Here is a 17,127-nt window from a genome sequence, read left to right on the forward strand (position 1 = left end):
GCCCCGGCGATTGCCTCGATCTGCGTCGCTCAATCGGTTGGCAGAGTGAAAACAGCGCAGGGATCTGCAATACCGCGCAGCCGGTGTTGACCAAGGGGGACCAGCCGCGTCGTCGTCTCCGCAGCGAGCGCACCCGATATCAAGACGCGGTGACCAAGAGACTTGCAGAGTCCTTCCAGCCGGCTGACGAGATTGACTGCAGGGCCGATGGCGGTGAAATCCAGCCGGTCGGCCGCACCGATATTGCCCCAGAGCATTTCACCAAAATGCAGCGCCACGCCGAAGGGCAGCGGCGGCAGACCTTGTGTTTGCCGGGTGACGTCGAGATGAGCCATGCCGGCACGTACGGCCGCGACGGCGCGTAACGAGGCCTCGCAAGCCTCTGCGGGGGTGCCGGTAACGGGAAAGATTGCCAGAACACCGTCCCCAATGAATTTCAGTACCTCGCCGCCGAAAGCGTGTACTGCGCCTGCAACACGATCGAACCAAGCGTCGAGGATCGCGATCATTAGCGAGGGCTCGGTAGCTTCCGATAGCGCCGTAAAATCGCGCAAATCTGCGCAGAGCAGAGCGGCGCGAATGGTTTCACCACTGCTGCGAGCGAGCGCTCCGGCCTGTACCTGTGCGGCACTGCGTCGACCGAGATAGGCCTCCAGAAGTGTGGTCAGTGCCGTTCGCGCGGTCAGAGTTGCCAAGGGTGCGGTTGCGAAGCGCGCAGTCTGATGCAGCCGATCCCCCTCGGCTGGATCGAATGGGCGAGATCCGGCCCAGCCCAGTATCGGACCGTCTAAGCCGCGGCCGATCTTTCCTACATATACCGGTCCAAGCCCGGCAAGCCAGTCGCCAGCGGCCTTATTGAGCGGACTTCCGGCAAAGTCGAGCGCTTCGATCACAGCACCCGTGTCCGCCCGCCATAACCAGGTGCGGCGCGCAATAATCGGATGCGGGACGGCAAGGGTGAGGGCACCGCCCGCAAGCGGCAGACCTTCAGCAAGCAACTGGCGGCCAAGCTCGGCTATAAAATGTTCAGGGCCGGACGAGGCGCTGGCCTCATCGATCAGCCAGGCGAGGTGGGCGGGCAAATCCATGCCTTGATCATGCCATAGCGCCCACCTGATGTCAGCCAGGCGGCTGCCGCAGCCTTCGGTCGCTTTCCCCGGGGATTCGGCCTCTTTGAATGAGGCACCTGTTTAAAGGAGAAGTTTGGTCATTTCCTGCCATGGAAGGGATCGGGGCCGGGGTCGCGTCCGGCTGCCACGGTGTCCAACCGGTCAAGATAATGAGCCCAGCCTTCGGCGTGGCCGGCGCATTGCTCGGCATTGGGCAAGCCGGTATGCGTAAGGCGTAGGAGCGTCCCGTCCGGCTGTTCGATCAGGTCGATCTCGACCAGGCTCGAGCCCGGCGGCACCACCTCGCTGCCATCCCAGCCAAAGCTATAAGCCAGCCGGTGGACGGGCACGACTTCACGAAAGGAGCCGCGGGCGAACCGTGCGCCGGTCACGTTGACGAGATAAAGTCCTCCGGGCTGCGGCTCGACCTCCGCCTCCGTTCCCATCCAGCGAAGGATCTTTTCCGGATCCGTGAGAAGGGCAAATACTGCAGCGGGTGGCGCGGAAAGATGCGTTTCGCGGCGGACGACGAGGGGCTCTTGCATCGCTTTCTCCCGAGTTCGGTTGCACCGGTCGTGGGCACGACGCGGCGTCCTGAATTATTTTAGAGGGAGGATCGCTCGCAGCAAGGTGTCATCGATGATGTAACATTAGGAGGGCGAGGAAAATCTCGCTCCACGATCCGGATCAGCTGCGAAGCCGGTGTCTGCAACGGAAGCCGCTGTAACGGCCAATGTAACTATTTGCAACAATATCCTATGCTTAGGCGTCGATCTTCGTGAGCTTTAAGAAGAGCCGCCTCTCGTCGTCACGCACGCACATCATTCCGGCCAGCGTCTCAGCGTTTACCAGTCTGAAATGATCAATGATCGGTTGCTCGTCATAGACCATGGCAGCGCTCGAGGTTTGTCCGACCGTCCGAATCTCAAGAGCGGCTGTCGTGCCTCGAGCGCGGAAAGCCTTCTGAAGATGCGAGAACAGGCCTCGGGCGAAAGCGGTCCGCCCAAAGGGCGCGAGCCTGATCGCCAGCCCGAGAGGGACGAAACGAGGATCGATGGCAACGAGCCGCTCCGGGTGCCATTGGAAGAGCAGGGCGTCCGCCCGCATGTCAGGATGGAAGCGTTTGCCGAACCATCGCAGATTTTCAAGTACGCCGTCCAGGGGATGGCCTGAGGGAAAGCCGGTACCTTTCCAGAGTCCGATCATCTCGACAGGATCGACAGGCTTGAGGGACAGGAACCAATCCGCCATGTCTTTTTGCAGCTCCGCTTGCATAGGTTTACCTTTCTGACGCCAGGAACGAGGTGGCACTGGCCACAGCGATTCCGAGGAGCGGTTGTCTGTGCCCATCCGGAACATTTTAAGTCCGTGCCGGTTGGACCGGATATCGATCGCGAGACCGTATCTAGGATAATACCCGAAATCGCCTCGATATTCGGCCCGACACGCGAATCGAAAAGATGCAATGAGGCGCTCATGAGGAAACTCGACAAGCAACATCGCGAACATTTGCAGACACCACCCGATGCACCGGAAAGCAGGGTCGGGCGCAGCCCGCCCATCAAGGAGTCGAGCGAGCAGGAGGCCATAAGGCCGGGCATCAATGATCCGAAGTTGATGCCGATCGGCAAACCAGGCGTTCGTGTTCGTGAAAGGAAACAATAGGCTGCCTGTGGCTTGGTGCAGCTTGACGCCTCGGAGCAGAAAGCGTGCCGATGTGGAATTTATTACGAATATCCCTGACCAGACGGTTGAAGCTTCGCCGCTCCGGCACGGTTCTTTTGTTTGGGCTTGCCTTCGGATTGCTCGTTGCCGAAGCTTCGGCTGCGATGAGCCAGACCAACACCAGTGACCAGCGGCCGAAGTGTCAGGCCGATAGCCGGTCGCCGACCGACAATGATCGGCAGACCGAGGAGGGAGGATCGGAAAGCAAAATATCACGGTGCAAAGGCGTACTGACGCCTCCACCGACCGGCGACCGTGAAATGGTAGAGCCGGCCCCGCCCACCGGCGACATGCCAGTCATCCGACCGGGCGATACGCCGCAGCAGGTACCGAAACAGCAATAGGGGCTCTATCTGCAGCTGGATTCCTTTTGGTGGCCGTTTTCAGACGGTTAGCGGAGCAGTTTCAGAAATCCCGTTAGCGACCGCACCCATTTCGCCGGTCCTGCAAGGCCCAGTCCATCGATCTCTTCTTCGCTGAGATCCCGGTCCGGAAAGCTGCGCTGATAACAGGAATAGTCGTGCAGTGAGCGCGCAAAACTAGGAAACGGTACGATGGCGTGTCCCTCCGGCTGACCCAGCGCCTTGAGCATGATTTGGCGGATCGTCTGTCCATCGGCCTGCAGGATCGGCACGGGACGATTGCAAACGATATCGGTGGCTCTGCCGGCACGATCGCTTAGCCTTTCTGCGCCAAGAAGCGGCATTTTGGCGCCCATGCCTATGCCGATGGCGCTGACGGTGTTTGCGATGAGGGCAGGTGGGTGTTTAGGATCGACAACAATGGCGATACGAATATCGGAGAGCATGGCAAGGACCTGACGTTGCGATCTGCGCAGCCTAAGCGATCCTCTCAGAAGAATCCTGCCTGATAATGCCGCGTAGTCATAGTTTTTGGTAGGCTTCACCCGTACTTGGTAATTTCTGGGTAGATGCTGCCGATGACGACATTTGAACCGGTCGAGATAAAGATCCTCTCCAACCTGCAATCCGAGGGGCGGCTGACAAACCAGGAACTGTCCGAGCGCGTCGGCATGTCGACGTCTCCGTGTTGGCGAAAGGTGCGCCAGCTCGAAGATACAGGTGTGATCCAAGGCTACAGGGCCGATCTCAATCGGCGCAACTCGGGCTCGGAGTTCTCGCTTTCATCCGCGTGAAGATCGATGGCCACAACGAGGCAGAGGCAGACGCCTTTACCGCCGAGGTTGCTCGACTGCGGGAGGTCGTTGCCTGCTACAGCATTGCGGGGGACTCCGATTTTCTGCTGCAGGTCGTCTCACCCGATCTCGACTCCTATGCCGATTTCGCCATGTCGGTTGTGCGCCGTCTGCCGCGCATCAAGGAAATGCAGACGACGTTCGTTCTTAAGGAAATCAAGCCGTTCGAAGGTTTTCCGGTGGGCCTGTGAGAGACTGATCAGACAGACGATCGTTAAAATAGCTCCCCTGCCAGAAGCCCATTCTGGTCTTCCGAATAGTTCCATCACTGGCGACCGGGAGCGGGCGCTGTCTTTACAATGGGTCTCCTCGCTACTGCTGTATGATGATCCTGCGGGAAGAGAAGAATTGTCATTTCAACAGGATAGCGACCGTAGTTCATATCGGTTGTTCACTGTGCTTCACCTGCTGCTTCAACGACCATGTCGTTACCATTGATCTGATTTACGACGGCGGACGAGCCCGAATTCCCGATCCATGATTAGAGTTCCGGCATCGAAATCACCTGTCGGGAATCGACGCCGGCAAGATGACGCTCTATGGGAGGCGGACAGCCTAACCAATTGGTGCGAATCATGAATTTACGCGTCGGCCAGGCCGCAGGAAACACGGTGCTCTTCGGGATGCTGCTGATGCTTCTCGGCGATTTCCTGTTTTCGCTGAACGATGCCATGGGCAAATGGCTGGTTGCGAGCTTCGCGATCGGCCAGGTGTTAGTGATCCGCTCATTGGGCTCCTTTTTCATCCTTGCCCCGATGATCGTTCGGCAAGGCCCCCACTCCCTCTTTCGGGTCGAACGCCTGCCCCTGCAAATCCTGCGAGTCATCCTGACGACGGGGGATGTCGCCTTTTTCTACGCCGCGGTTGCCTATCTTCCGCTTGCCGATGTCATGACCTTTTATATGGCTGGCCCGATCTACGTCGCCGCACTTTCGCATTTCTTTCTGGGCGAGACGATTGGCTGGCGCCGTTGGCTTGCCGTCATCCTTGGCTTCGCGGGTGTGGTGATTGCGCTGAGACCTTCGGCGGCGATGTTGTCCTTGCCATCGGTCTTTGGCCTGATCGGCAGCCTTTCCTTTGCGCTGACGCTGATCCTCGGCCGCCGGTTACGACAGACGAACGATGCCACGCTCGTCACGTGGCAGACGGTCGGCGCTTTGGTCACAGGCATGATCCTCAGCATCGCCGACTGGCGCATGATGTCCGCGCTCGATTTCGCGGCCATGCTGTCGCTGGGTGTCATTGCCGGCAGCGCACATTTGATGATCACGCGGGCACTGAAGCTTGCCCCCGCCTCTCTGCTTGCGCCGCTGCAGTACAGCCTGCTTCTTTGGGCGATTGTCTTTGGTTACATTTTCTTCGGTGAATTGCCAGACATCCAGATTTTGATCGGCTCCGTCATCATCGTCCTCGCAGGCCTATTCATCTTCCATCGCAAGAACCTAATGGATGTCACGCTTAAGGCTGACGTTCCGCCCGACGGGCATTAGAGGTCGCTCGGTCTTTTGGCGATTCACCGCTGGGAAAAACTACTCGCTCATCGTTTTCGACGATGGAACCGAGCTTGGCGTCGACCGCAGTCAATTGCATCAGAAGACGTCGTGACTGCGCGGTCTCTTCCGGGCCCTCAACAGGCGAAAGGATAATTTGGTCGTCGAATTTCGCTCCGTTCAATCGCTTGCTATGCGCCATCCCCGACTTGAAATGGCACTGTTTCAGGATAAGCAGGCTGGCTTGCCTAACGAGGCTGAGCATGAAGCGCGGGTATTGAAAAATCGCCCAGGCGGCTGCGACCGACAGACGCAGGTTTTTTGCCTTTCTGTACTGCCGGAATGCATATTTTTGAGTAAGCGCCATAGCGCTTCTGGCTGCGTGTCTCGGAAGCTGCGGATTTGCGGCGATCGAGCGCTTGATTGCTTCCAAGACACCTCGACCAATTCGCGCGTGATCCGACGACATATTGCCGGGATATTTCCTGTATCCAACCAAGCGTTCGGGAACGATTTCCATGTGATAGCGCGCGGCAAGTTTGAGTTCGAAATCAAGATCTTCGCAGCCTCCAATACCTTCGGCTGCGTATGAGCTATCGAATCCGCCGATCTCAAGCGCGACGTCCCGTCGGACGAGAAGCGCGCTTCCGTTACCTATATATTTGAAATTCAGATGCCGGGCATAGATGTAGCCCCTGGCGGTTTTAGACCCGCCGACCCCAACGATCTCATCATCCTCGTCAATGATGTAATGCAGTACATAGACGGCGCCCCATCGCCGGGATAAGCGACCGAGGGCATCTACCTGCTTTTCGATTTTCGTGTGATGCCAGAGATCGTCTGCGTCAAGAAACGCCACAAATCGACCTGATGATGCATTGATCCCGGTATTCCTTGCGGCGGCGACACCACGGTTTGGTGTGGACAGGAGACGGATACGTGGATCCGTGATCGCTATCTGCTCGACCAGTTTTGCAGTGTCGTCCGTCGAGCCGTCATTAACGACAATGATCTCCAAGGCAGGATAGGTCTGGCGCACAGCCGATCGAAGCGTGCGCTCAATATAGGTGGAGGCGTTAAAGGCCGGAATGACCACTGAAACCAAGGGCTGGGTGGAAGAAAAAGGGGCTCCTCGATCCATCGATTGTTCCTTATGCCAATTCCGGGACGAGTGAGATCTGATGCGTCATCAGACTGGCAACGGACGATCGGTGGCTGACGATAATCAGTGTTCGGCTCTGGTACTCCTTGAGGAGGAGTGAAAGAACCCGGGCCTCGGTCGCCTCGTCCAACGCGTTGGTGGCTTCATCGAGGAGTAGTATCTCCGGCCGGCCTGCAAGTGCACGCGCCAGGCCAATACGCTGCCGCTGGCCGCCCGAAAGCCTTATCGCCTCATCGCCGAGCCATTCGTCGAATCCGTAGGGCAACTTCTCGATAAACTCAGTCGCGCAGGCCATATCGGCGGCCCACCGGACATCTTGTTCGGAAATTTCCCGGCGGAACCGGATATTGTCGAGGACGGTACCTTCCATCAATTCGACGTCCTGGCCCGAGACCGAGAGTAGCCGCTGCCAACTCGACCGTTCGATGGTCGAAAGATCCTTTCCGTCCACAGTTATGCGGCCCTCAGTCGGCTGGATGAGATCGAGAAGCATGTTGAGGATTGTTGTCTTGCCGGAGCCACTTGGCCCCGTCAGCGCGGTCGTCTCGCCTGTCCTGATGGAGAAACTGACATTGCTGACGGCGGGAACGCTGCTGCCCTCATAGGAGAAGGAAACATCATGGAAAACGATCTCTCTGTGCAGAGGCCTGAGGCTTTCACCGCAGGCAACCTGTCTGGGATCGTCTGCCTCGGAAATTATCGTCAGAACGTTCTGCAGAGGGGCCTCAAGGGCATGCAGCCCGAGGATCTGGGAATCGAACTCCTTGATGTACGGTTGGAGCCTGTAAAGAAGGATTGTCGCCGATAAAGCTGCGCGGAAGTCTACCGGCAGAAACTGTGAGGACAGAATGATCGTTAGGATGACCCCGAATGTCAGCACCTCGCTCAAAAGTGACGTTGCGGCACCCATCTGGTCGGAACGGGACCAGGTTTTCCCGACTTTCTTGGAAAGGAGGTTGAATATGCCCTCGTGGCGCTTTTCCAGCCCGAAACTTTTCACTGCCTTCACGGTCTGTAATGTAGTCCAGGTCAGCTGGGTCAGGTCCTCCATCGCCGAAACGGCGGCCGCACCTGTGCGCCGATAGGCTTCGGCAAACATGCCGAGGGCAAGGTTATGGACAATACCGAAAACAAGGCCGAGCAAGGCGATCGGCCATGCCATGACAAGCATTCCGGTACCGAAGATGATGATTGTCCCAAAATTGATCCCGAGGCGAACGAGGCTCGCGTGCGCCGAAGCGACAGCATGAGATTCTGTTGCGATCACGTTCATGAGGTCGCTGCGTTCGTAGTGCTGAAAGCGCTGAAATGGGATCGACAGGATTTTTGCATAAAGACGATGCCGGATGCTGTCGCTGATTTGATGACTGACGACGCTTGCGATGATCGAGTTGGCGAAACCCAGAACGATGCGGAGAATGATCGCACAGATGAGAATAGCGACCAGCATCGATTCCGATATTGCGGCTTCAAAACCACCGAAAAATGCAGGAAGCCCAGGGATCGCAGCGCCGGAAGAACCCTCCTGGCCGAGAATAAAAACTAGGCTCACCAGGAAAGTGATCCCCACCATTTCCATCAGACCGCTCAGGATGCCGATCGCGACCATCACCGACGTCTTCAGCCGAAGCGAGGGCACGAGTTTGAGAAGCTCGCGGAAGCGGGCTGCGACCACCAGATTGAAGGCGCCTGTCGGCTTGGCGGCAACCGATTTTTTCAGTGTCGTCATCGGTCATCCATCCCCGGGTGGTTTGATCAACATGCCGATCTGACCAGTGGCGGTCGCTCCGAAACGGTCATGGAATGACGTGCCATTCTCGGGGAAATCGATAGCTGTCACTGCTTCCGCAGCAGGCGGTCCGCCAGACATGCGTCCCTGCAATCGATTCGCCAATCGTCGTGCCTTGCCCGTGGCGAAGCGCAAGACACGACCAATCCCGCCAATAGCGAGTCTGAGGGGGAACCGTCGAGCAATCAGCGATGCCAGCTTTCTCACCTGACGATAGTCTCTGCTGGAAAACGCCTTGCCGAAATACCACCGCGCTATATCGAATTCCGCGAGGGTCGCGGCGGCGGCAAGATTCGGGTGCCGTTTTTTGAGCTCTGCCATCACCAGAGAATGAGATCTCAGCATGCGACTGGCGTTACTCGACATGGTTCCACGAGTAATACGGTATCCGGTCAGGAAATCAGGGACCGGTGTGAAAGGCAGCCTTTCGGCGAGCGCCAGATAAAGCTTCAGGTCTTCGCATCCCTCGGCTTTTTGATCACGCAACGCGGGATCATAACCTCCGCATGCCAGAACATCGGCGCGAGGCATGAGTGGCGTGCTGCCGTTGCCGATAAAGTTTTCCCGAGCCATGATTTCGAAGACGTCGCCTTTGTGCAGCACGGGTCTCGAATGGCTAAAAATCACGTCATCTGCGTCGATTGCCGCATACCAGTTGTAGGCGACCCCCCGCCTTTCGGGAAAAATTCCCAGAGCCTGCATTTGTAATTCGATTTTGCGGGGGTGCCAGAGATCGTCGGCATCGATCGGAGCGATGAAGCTTCCCGTCGCTTCACGGATCCCGTGGTTGCGGGCACGTGCTACACCGCCGTTTTCCCTTTGCAGAACCCTGACACGCGAATCCTTGAGGCTATATTCGCTTGCCAGCTCAAAGGTTTTGTCCTGTGAACCATCGTCGACCACGAGGATCTCAAGGCATTCATAAGTCTGGTTCGATACGCTCTTAAGTGTTTCAACGAGCGTTTTCTCGGCATTGTAGGCCGGAATGACGACCGTGACCAAAGGGAAGGAATCGGCGCTCATCGCTTGCTATCCAATGAACGCATCGGGATGACCCATCAGTTTGGCGAAGGCCTGGAGAGGAAGATCGCCGCGGACTTCAAGGCGTGGAAGGGATAAGGGGTGATCCGCAAAGCTCGTCCTCGCAGGCTTTGTCGAAAAGCCGATCTCGTAACCTGCGTGAGCAAGAATGCCAGGAACACGGAAATCGGTGGAGCCGAAGGGAAGAGCGATGGATGTCACCGCCTCACCCAGTCGGCTTTCCAGCGCGTCGCGCGACAGAACAGCTTCGCCCAGCAACGCATTGTTGTCCAGCGAGCTTGCCGGCTTGTGAGACGCCAGATGAGACCCGAAGCGAATGCCTTGTTGGTGCAGACTGCGGATATCGGCCCAGGACATCAGCGGGGCCGGCTCCCCGTAAGTAGCGTCCCAATCCGACTCGCCACCAACCTTGTCGGTTACCACGAAGACGTCTGCGCCGAATCCGCTCTCGGCCAGAATGGGAAAAGCGTCGGTAAGAAAATCGAGATAAGCGTCGTCGAAGCTCAGGACGACAGGGCGTCCCTGGATGGGTTTGCGCACACGCAGCATCGCGGCTAGGTTCTGGGCCGTCAGAGTGTAGTAGCCCTGCCGCCGGAGGAACTGCATCTGCTTGCGGAAGATCTCAGGGGCAACGCGAAAACGACGGAGTGCATCCGGCCCGTCGTCCGCAATTCTGTGATACATGAGCACTGGAATCGAGGTCGTAACCTCGTTCGTCCATGCAGCCCCGCGATCGATGCCGGCCGGCCCCCAGATGATGTGCCTGGCCACATCGGCATCCAGAGGGACGCCGTGCGCTTCGATCCGAACGGTCGGTATTGCGACCTTGCGCTTTGCGAAGCGATGGACCGCATAAAGCTCTGTCTCGATTGTTTCTTCCAATACAAGATCAGGCAAGTTCGACAGGACCGTTTTGATCGTGCCCACGCCAAACGGGTTATTCCAGTCGAAACCGGTTCTGTCAGGTTCGTCGCGACGGATATGGGCGTGCGCCGTGACAAGGCAACCGCCTGGTTTCAGGGCCTTGGCGATCTTCCGGCATACCTCTTCCAGGATATTCTCGTCGTCCATGTAGTACAGGACCTCCGAGCAGACGATCAGATCCTGCTCGGGCGGAAGTTCGCTCCCGACGAAGTCCAGAACGCGAAGCTCCACGTTCCGACAGTCCCGGCACCTCTCGGATGCCCTCTCAATGGCGCGGCGGGAAATATCCGTGGCCGTCAGGAAACCGACCTTCTGTGCAAGTTTTGCCGTGAATATCCCTTCCGCGCAGGCGAGCTCGAGTGCTCTTTCGATCCCCTCGGGAATAAGGCTCAGCGTCTGCTCGTATTTGACCTGTTCGTAGACGGAGAGGTAGTTCCACGGGTCGGGGCGCTCGAAAACACGCTCCCAATATTCCTCTTTCGATGCGGCTTCCGACAGAGCCGCTTGCTTCTCGTCGGTTTTGGGAAAGGCGTCGCTCACCTCAGCAACCGCTCCTGCGAACTGCCGCTTGTAATGGGATTGCAGCTCCAACAAGCGCGCTTCATTATCCCCACACTCCTTTGCCGAGGATTTGACGAGGACATTCCGACGTATCGTGTAGGAGAGCTGGCCGAGTTGCCGCCGTCGTCCCCGCCGCTGCCGGAGGATTTTGGCAAAAACTCTGGCGTTGCGAACGGTTTCGACTGCCCAGGAGCGGGCATAAGAAAAGGTCAAGGGTGCGGGCACGTGATTTCCGGCCCGCATTTCATCGAAGATAAGCGTGAGTTGGGCGGGAACGGAGAGGTCTCCCCACAGGGGACCAACATAGGATCCGACATGTTGCCCTCTGGAAAAGACTTGCAGCAACAGCGTATCGGCCTGGTCTACCTTGGCAATAGGGTTCAGTTTACCAGTATCGACGGCAGCCACCTGCAAATGGCCGAGCGTGAAGGAGCGCGATAGGTCGGCCGCCGAGATCGACCAGGCAACGAGTTCTTTCAACCGGCGCCCGGTCCCGGGCAGTGAGTGCTGCTCGAGTAGCCGGACAAGGTCGAGGAATGCCGGGTTCCAGCGCTCCTGCAGATCGATGAGATCGGCAGCATTCGCAACCGCCAGGCCTGTTTGCAATCCATGAAATATCACCGCTGCGAGGAAGCCTTCATAACCTGCGGCATCGGGAAGTTCGGGGAGCAGCGCTGCCAGCGCCGCTAGATCAGCTCCCACGCACAAATTTGCCGAAGCGGCCCAGGCGAGCATCCGCAATTGCCCGAGCGCCGGCGCCGTCCACCGGGCATTCTCATCGTCGGCAGACTGCTCTCCATTCATGCGCAGAGCCTGCGCTCTGATGGTGACACGAACGGCATCCCTTACCATTTTACGCGGATCGCCCGAGAGAGAGCCGGCCTTCATGCGATAGAAGGAAAGGCACTTGTCAATCTGCCGGAATACAGCTCCCGCAAACGCCATGCGAAGCCAGAGATCCCAGTCCTCGCAGGTCTGCAATTCCACGTCCATGCCGCCCAGCCGAATGAAAAGCTCCTTTGGAAATACCACCGCATGAATGGCGACGGCACAGAACGACGAGAATTCTCGCTTTGCCCTGTCGCCTGAGAGATCGGGGGGAATTTCAACAGGCAGCATGCGCCAGTCCGGCGTGACACGGCGATAGCTGCAATAGGCAACGGTTGGTTGCTGCCCATGCTCGGCAACGGGCAGCATGCTTTCGATGAAAGCAGGGTCCAGCCAGTCGTCCGCGTCGAGCATGCAAAGCAGAGGAGCGCTCGCAAACCCGGCGGCGGCATTACGCGCTGCGGCGGCGCCGGCATTCCCCTGACGATGGATCAGGATCCGGCTATCCGCCTGCGCAAAGCCTTCCAGCACATTCCAGGTATCGTCTTTCGAGCCGTCATCGACGACCACCGCCTGCCAGCTTGACACCGACTGTTTCTGCAAGCTGCCCAGGCAGTCGGCCAGCGTTTCGGCCGCGTTGTAGGCGGGGATAAGGAACGATATCTCCGGCTTCGATGCGGTCACCATGCCGGCATCTTCCAGCGCCGAAGCACATACCAGGCGCCATTCAGACATCCCAGTATCTCCTCCTTCAGAAAGAAGGTGTCCGAGGTTGCTCCCGTGGGCAGCCGCTTCCTCAATTTTCGCAGATAATATCGTGGCAAGGCGATGAGTATGCGCCGCAGGTTACCCCGGTTCCCGGTGTTCTGGTACTGGACCAGAAGGGCCGCCACATGACCGCTCATATATTGGCGGATCTGCTTGGCGAGCCCCTTCATCTCCTTGCGATGGAAATGCCAGGAAACCGCAGTCGGCTCGTAGCGACAGGTGCCGCCGTAGTGGAGAAGCCGATTCCAGAGTTCGGAATCGCCCGAACATCCTGCCGCACCCATGTCCAGCCGGACGTCGAATAAGCCGATATCGTCGAATACCTGGCGGCGGAACGCCTGGCTTGCGCCTGCGCCGATCAGCCAGGCGGGCGCCCCGTAGGGAGCGCTCCGAAGATAGAAATCCGGACCGAAATCCAAGCGCTTATAGCCTCTGCCAAATCCCCAGTGAGTTTCGAAGATCAGCTGGGCGGGCGTGGAAAGCTCTCCGGGAAGGACAAGGCCGGTGACGCATCCGATTTCGGGCTGATCGAAGGCCTTCATCAGGTTCTCCAACCAGCATTCGTGCAGGACCACGTCGTCATCCGTAAATGCCACGAACGCGGTCTTTGCTGCGCGTACGGCGGCATTGCGCGCGTAGTCCAAACCCACCCTGCTTTCACGGACATAGGTTGCGCCGGCCGCCTCTACAACGCGGCGCGTATCATCACCGGCTGAGGCATTGTCGACGACGATCACCTCGACCGGCGGCAATGATTGCCTGGGAATTGATGCCAGGCATCGGGCCAGTTCATCCGGCCGATCCTTGGTGCAGATCAGGAGGCTGACGTCCCGGTTCGTGGTTGGCGCCTGCATCACGTTTCGCGCGTGTTCGATGGTCTCCGGCAATACAGTGCGCGCGGCCAGCACCGCCGGCCTTTCCGGCTCTTCGACATAGGTCTGGCCGACGGGGACGCCCTCGGCGACGAAGACCACCAGCCCGGCGCCGATCGCCGGGGCATTCGCACCGACGTCATCCGATGATAGATCCATGTATCGGATAGGCACGGGGAAGAGATTGTTTTTCATGTCACGCGGTATGGCGTCACTCATTACTACACTCTGCGCCAGCTCTCGGGAACTGTTTAGCGTCCTGCCTTGCCCAGCCGGCGGGAGCCCGCCTGGTCAACCTGTGCCGTAGTAATGTTCATTTCCTCTCTGAACCACTCGAGAGTCTTTGCGACGCCTTCCTCATAGCTGATCGCACACGACCATTCGGGCATTACATAATTTGCATTCGTCAGATCCGGCCGTCTGTTCGTCGGATCGTGCGGCGGTGAGGGCTCGAAGACGATCGGAGCGCCACCCGCAAGGCGTGAAACATATTGAGCCACTTCCAAGACGGAGATCTCACGATCGTTCCCGACGTTGAGTGGCCCCCTGTAATCCGTTTCGTTCATCCAGAAAAAACGCGCAAAGCCGTCGATGATGTCATCAACATAGCCCCAGCTTCGGGATTGGAGACCATCCCCGAACACCGTAATGGGGCGGCCGGTCAGGGCTTGCGCAGCGAAGTTGGAGACTGCCCGGCCGTCGTCCGGCCGCGTTCTCGGTCCGTATACGTTGAAGGGTCGAACGATTTTGACGTCCAGACCCTGCGTGCGCTGCATTTCGAACAGCAAGGACTCGGTGCAGCGTTTGCTTTCGTCATATGACGCGCGTGGCCCCGTGCAGTCGACCTGACCCTTATAGGACTCCGGCTGCGGCGAAACCAGTGGATCACCATAGACTTCAGAGGAAGAGGTGAAGCAGAAGCGGCCTCCCTTCTTAAGAACATCCAAAAGACGGAATGCTCCAATGAGATTTGCCGAAATGGTTCGCTTCGGCTCCCTCATGTACCAGGGCGGGGAGGCTGGGGAAGCAAGGTGATATACCTCATCATACTTGTCTGACGTGCGAAATTCTTCGATGTCAGATCGCACGAAGCTGAAGCGAGGATCCCGAATATGTGCGACATTCTCCTCACGCCCAGTCCAAAGATTATCGACAACGACCAGTTTTTCGATGTCAGCGCGATTTAAGAGCCTATCGCACAAGTGTGACCCGAGAAAACCAGCTCCGCCTGCCACAAGGACCTTCTTCATAACTACTCCAGCGGTTGTTGCGTTTGTTTCGTATGGTAGAAGTTATAATAAAGTATCAGTATATCCTAAAGTTTCTCTTGAACTTTATGTTTTAGATCTCTGAAAAATAGAATATCCTTCCCGCGTTAAAAAGAACTATTCGAGCCTTCTTGCGGCGAGCAGCAGCATGACTTCAGGGTGTGGACCGAAGGTTGTTTTCGGCTTGTTGCCGCACGTCTGCGTGCAAATTGGAATACCAACGGAGTGATCTCTACCCAATCCACCGGCTGAGAGGGCTGTCTTCGATACACCTACAAAGTCCCCGATAGAAGCAACGCTGTCGGGTTCTAGCTTTTTTGCACATCACGCAACACGGACTTTAGTCCGATGAGATCTACTTCTTCCGGGGGAGCCCGAGGTCATTGAAAAACCTCGACGATATGTTAGCTGAAACACATTTAATTCTAGATTGAATCTTCAGAGTGGCCTCAGATGGTTTCAGGATCAGCCACAGTATTGCCCGGAAGGGTTGCGGGTTGGGGAGCAGATTTTCGGTGGGCCTCCTTATCTTGCCTGATCCACGAAATGCTTTACCGCCTCAAGCGTGTAGTCTGATATTCGCATCGAAGGCGCCGGCTGCCATCGGCCCTGGCGTCAGTTCGCTCAAGCTGCGGCGAATTGCAGCCACTGGCAGTCTAGCGGTTGCAAATGCCGTTCTGCCGATCTTCCCGATTGACAGGGCCGTTCCCGACGATATTCTATTATAAAACCTTGAATAACATAATTGTGGAACCTTGGAACCGGGAGTATGAAATGAAGATGTTGGTCGCATTCCTTCTCGGCACGGCATTGGTCGCCTTGCCGACAACCTTGATGGCGCAGGAGAAAGGTGGCGTGATCAACGTCGCGACGATCGGTGAGCCACCAACGCTCGATCCGATGTCTTCGACTGCCGACCTCGTCGGCATCGTCACGCAGCACATCTTCGAGACCCTTTACACGTTCGACAAGAAGTGGAGCGTCACCCCGCTTCTGGCCGAAAGCCTGCCGGAAATCAGCGCGGACGGTAAGACTTATACGATCAAGCTGCGCACCGGCATCAAGTTTCACGACAATTCTGACATGACCTCGGAAGATGTGGTCGCCTCACTGAACCGCTGGATGAAGATCGCTTCGCGCGGCAAGCAGGTTGCCGGCTTCGTCGATTCCGTCACAGCAGTCGATCAGGCGACCGTCAAGATCGTACTGAAGCAGCCCTTTGCGCCGCTGACCTCGCTGCTCGCCTTCAACAACTCCGCCGCTATCATCATCCCCTCGGAGAAGCAGGATGAACCGATGAAGGAATTCATCGGCACTGGTCCTTACATCCTGAAAGAACGCAAGGCGGACCAATATATCCAGCTCGTCCGTTTCGACGGCTATAAGCCGCGCGATGGCGAGAGCGACGGTTATGGCGGCGCGCGCCACCAGTATCTCGATGAGATCCGTTTCGTACCGGTCCCGGACGCCAATACCCGCGTCGAGGCTGCCGTCTCCGGTCAATATGATTATGTCGACTCGATCCCGGTCGAATCCTTCGACAAGCTCAAGGCTTCGAGCGCATCGCAGCCGGTTATCCTAAAGCCCTTCGGCTATCCTGTCTTCGTCTTCAACACAAAGGAGGGCCTTGCCAAGAATGTCGAGATCCGGAAGGCAATCCGTCAAGCGCTCAGTATGGAAGACATGCTTGCCGCCGCCTTCGGCAGCACGGATTTCTATACACTTGACGGCGACATCTATCCAAAGTCTTACGCCTGGAATACGGATGCCGGTGTCGAGGGTAATTACAATGTCGCCGATGCCGAAGGCGCAGCGGCAGCAGCGAAGAAGGCCGGCTACCATGGCGAGCCGATCCGTATTCTTACCAGCCGCCAGTATGAATTCCACTACAAGATGGCGCAGGTTGCCGCGGAATACCTGAAGGCCGCCGGCTTCGCCGTCGATCTTCAGGTCGTCGACTGGGCAACCCTCACACAGCGCCGCACTGACCCGAAGCTTTGGGATATCTATATCACCCATAGCCCCTTCCTGCCGGAACCGGCGCTGATCGGTTCCCTGTCTCCGAGTTCGCCTGGCTGGTGGGACACGCCGGCGCGCAAGAGCGTGGTCGACGCCTTCACCTCCGAGGTCGATCCCAACAAGCGCGTGGCACTTTGGGCCGACGTCCAGAAGACCATGTATGACGAAGTGCCTTATATGAAGATCGGCGATTTCAATGCCGTCTCGGCAAAGTCGACCAAGCTTGAAGGTGTGGATCCCGCTCCGTGGCCGTATTTCTGGAACGCGTCCATCAAGAAGTGATGCTCACCCGCGAGATACCGGTGCGCCCGCGCCGGTATCGTTTTTTCATTGTGCCTGCCCGGTACCGGTATAG

14 protein-coding genes and 1 pseudogene are annotated in these 17,127 nt (G+C 57.7%); 5 read left to right on the plus strand and 10 right to left on the minus strand.

The features are described from left to right. Nucleotides 1-29: 29 nt before the first annotated feature. The 3 genes from FHX15_RS22240 to FHX15_RS22250 form a co-directional block, all read right to left on the minus strand. Nucleotides 30-1,088, minus strand: coding sequence for an adenylate/guanylate cyclase domain-containing protein (locus FHX15_RS22240; RefSeq protein ID WP_184400533.1), 1,059 nt, complete (start codon nucleotides 1,086-1,088; stop codon nucleotides 30-32). A 119-nt stretch (nucleotides 1,089-1,207) separates the two neighbouring features. Beyond that, nucleotides 1,208-1,654, minus strand: coding sequence for an SRPBCC domain-containing protein (locus FHX15_RS22245; RefSeq protein WP_184400534.1), 447 nt, complete (start codon nucleotides 1,652-1,654; stop codon nucleotides 1,208-1,210). Nucleotides 1,655-1,871: 217 nt separating this feature from the next. After that, the gene (locus FHX15_RS22250) at nucleotides 1,872-2,360 is read right to left on the minus strand and encodes a GXWXG domain-containing protein (protein ID WP_246779026.1); all 489 of its coding nucleotides are present in this window, start codon (nucleotides 2,358-2,360) and stop codon (nucleotides 1,872-1,874) included. Between the two features lie 225 nt (nucleotides 2,361-2,585). Between FHX15_RS22250 and FHX15_RS22255 the strand changes: the two genes are divergently transcribed. Further along, a complete protein-coding gene (locus FHX15_RS22255; protein WP_184400701.1) occupies nucleotides 2,586-2,774 on the plus strand; it encodes a hypothetical protein in 189 nt (62 codons plus the stop codon). A gap of 44 nt (nucleotides 2,775-2,818) precedes the next feature. Further along, a complete protein-coding gene (locus FHX15_RS22260) occupies nucleotides 2,819-3,178 on the plus strand; it encodes a hypothetical protein (protein ID WP_184400536.1) in 360 nt (119 codons plus the stop codon). Between the two features lie 47 nt (nucleotides 3,179-3,225). Here FHX15_RS22260 and FHX15_RS22265 read toward each other — a convergent pair whose 3' ends face one another. Continuing rightward, nucleotides 3,226-3,642 carry a DUF2000 domain-containing protein gene (locus FHX15_RS22265; RefSeq protein ID WP_184400537.1) on the minus strand — a complete coding sequence of 139 codons (417 nt, stop codon included), beginning with the start codon at nucleotides 3,640-3,642 and terminating at the stop codon, nucleotides 3,226-3,228. A 132-nt stretch (nucleotides 3,643-3,774) separates the two neighbouring features. Here FHX15_RS22265 and FHX15_RS22270 point away from each other — a divergent pair. Together FHX15_RS22270 and FHX15_RS22275 are read left to right on the plus strand one after the other, a co-directional pair. After that, nucleotides 3,775-4,241, plus strand: a pseudogene (locus tag FHX15_RS22270) (Lrp/AsnC family transcriptional regulator). A 384-nt stretch (nucleotides 4,242-4,625) separates the two neighbouring features. Further along, a complete protein-coding gene (locus tag FHX15_RS22275) occupies nucleotides 4,626-5,540 on the plus strand; it encodes a DMT family transporter (protein WP_184400538.1) in 915 nt (304 codons plus the stop codon). On the opposite strand, the gene FHX15_RS22280 is transcribed toward FHX15_RS22275, so the two are convergent. The 6 genes from FHX15_RS22280 to FHX15_RS22305 are packed head-to-tail and all read right to left on the minus strand — an operon-like array spanning nucleotide 5,509 to nucleotide 14,735. Beyond that, nucleotides 5,509-6,681, minus strand: a complete 1,173-nt coding sequence (locus FHX15_RS22280; RefSeq protein WP_184400539.1) for a glycosyltransferase family A protein — start codon at nucleotides 6,679-6,681, stop codon at nucleotides 5,509-5,511. The two genes, FHX15_RS22275 and FHX15_RS22280, sit on opposite strands and share 32 nt — an antisense overlap. Nucleotides 6,682-6,691: 10 nt before the next feature. Then, nucleotides 6,692-8,431 carry an ABC transporter ATP-binding protein gene (locus tag FHX15_RS22285; protein WP_184400540.1) on the minus strand — a complete coding sequence of 580 codons (1,740 nt, stop codon included), beginning with the start codon at nucleotides 8,429-8,431 and terminating at the stop codon, nucleotides 6,692-6,694. A gap of 3 nt (nucleotides 8,432-8,434) precedes the next feature. Next, on the minus strand, nucleotides 8,435-9,514 hold the full coding sequence (locus FHX15_RS22290) for a glycosyltransferase family 2 protein (protein WP_184400541.1): 1,080 nt from the start codon (nucleotides 9,512-9,514) through the stop codon (nucleotides 8,435-8,437). Between the two features lie 6 nt (nucleotides 9,515-9,520). Then, nucleotides 9,521-12,532, minus strand: coding sequence for a glycosyltransferase (locus FHX15_RS22295; protein WP_184400689.1), 3,012 nt, complete (start codon nucleotides 12,530-12,532; stop codon nucleotides 9,521-9,523). Next, entirely contained in the window at nucleotides 12,526-13,704 is a 1,179-nt protein-coding gene (locus FHX15_RS22300) for a glycosyltransferase family 2 protein (protein WP_184400542.1), read from the minus strand. Before FHX15_RS22300 ends, FHX15_RS22295 begins: the two co-directional genes overlap by 7 nt. Before the next feature lie 32 nt (nucleotides 13,705-13,736). Next, nucleotides 13,737-14,735: an NAD-dependent epimerase/dehydratase family protein gene (locus FHX15_RS22305; RefSeq protein WP_184400543.1), complete on the minus strand. Its 999-nt coding sequence runs from the start codon at nucleotides 14,733-14,735 to the stop codon at nucleotides 13,737-13,739. 792 nt (nucleotides 14,736-15,527) lie between these two features. Between FHX15_RS22305 and FHX15_RS22310 the strand changes: the two genes are divergently transcribed. Continuing rightward, complete coding sequence (locus tag FHX15_RS22310) at nucleotides 15,528-17,054, plus strand: ABC transporter substrate-binding protein (RefSeq protein WP_184400544.1); 1,527 nt, start codon at nucleotides 15,528-15,530, stop codon at nucleotides 17,052-17,054. The last annotated feature ends 73 nt before the right edge of the window (nucleotides 17,055-17,127 follow it).

The organism is Rhizobium sp. BK650, assembly GCF_014195325.1.
In the GTDB taxonomy this organism is placed as follows: domain Bacteria; phylum Pseudomonadota; class Alphaproteobacteria; order Rhizobiales; family Rhizobiaceae; genus Rhizobium.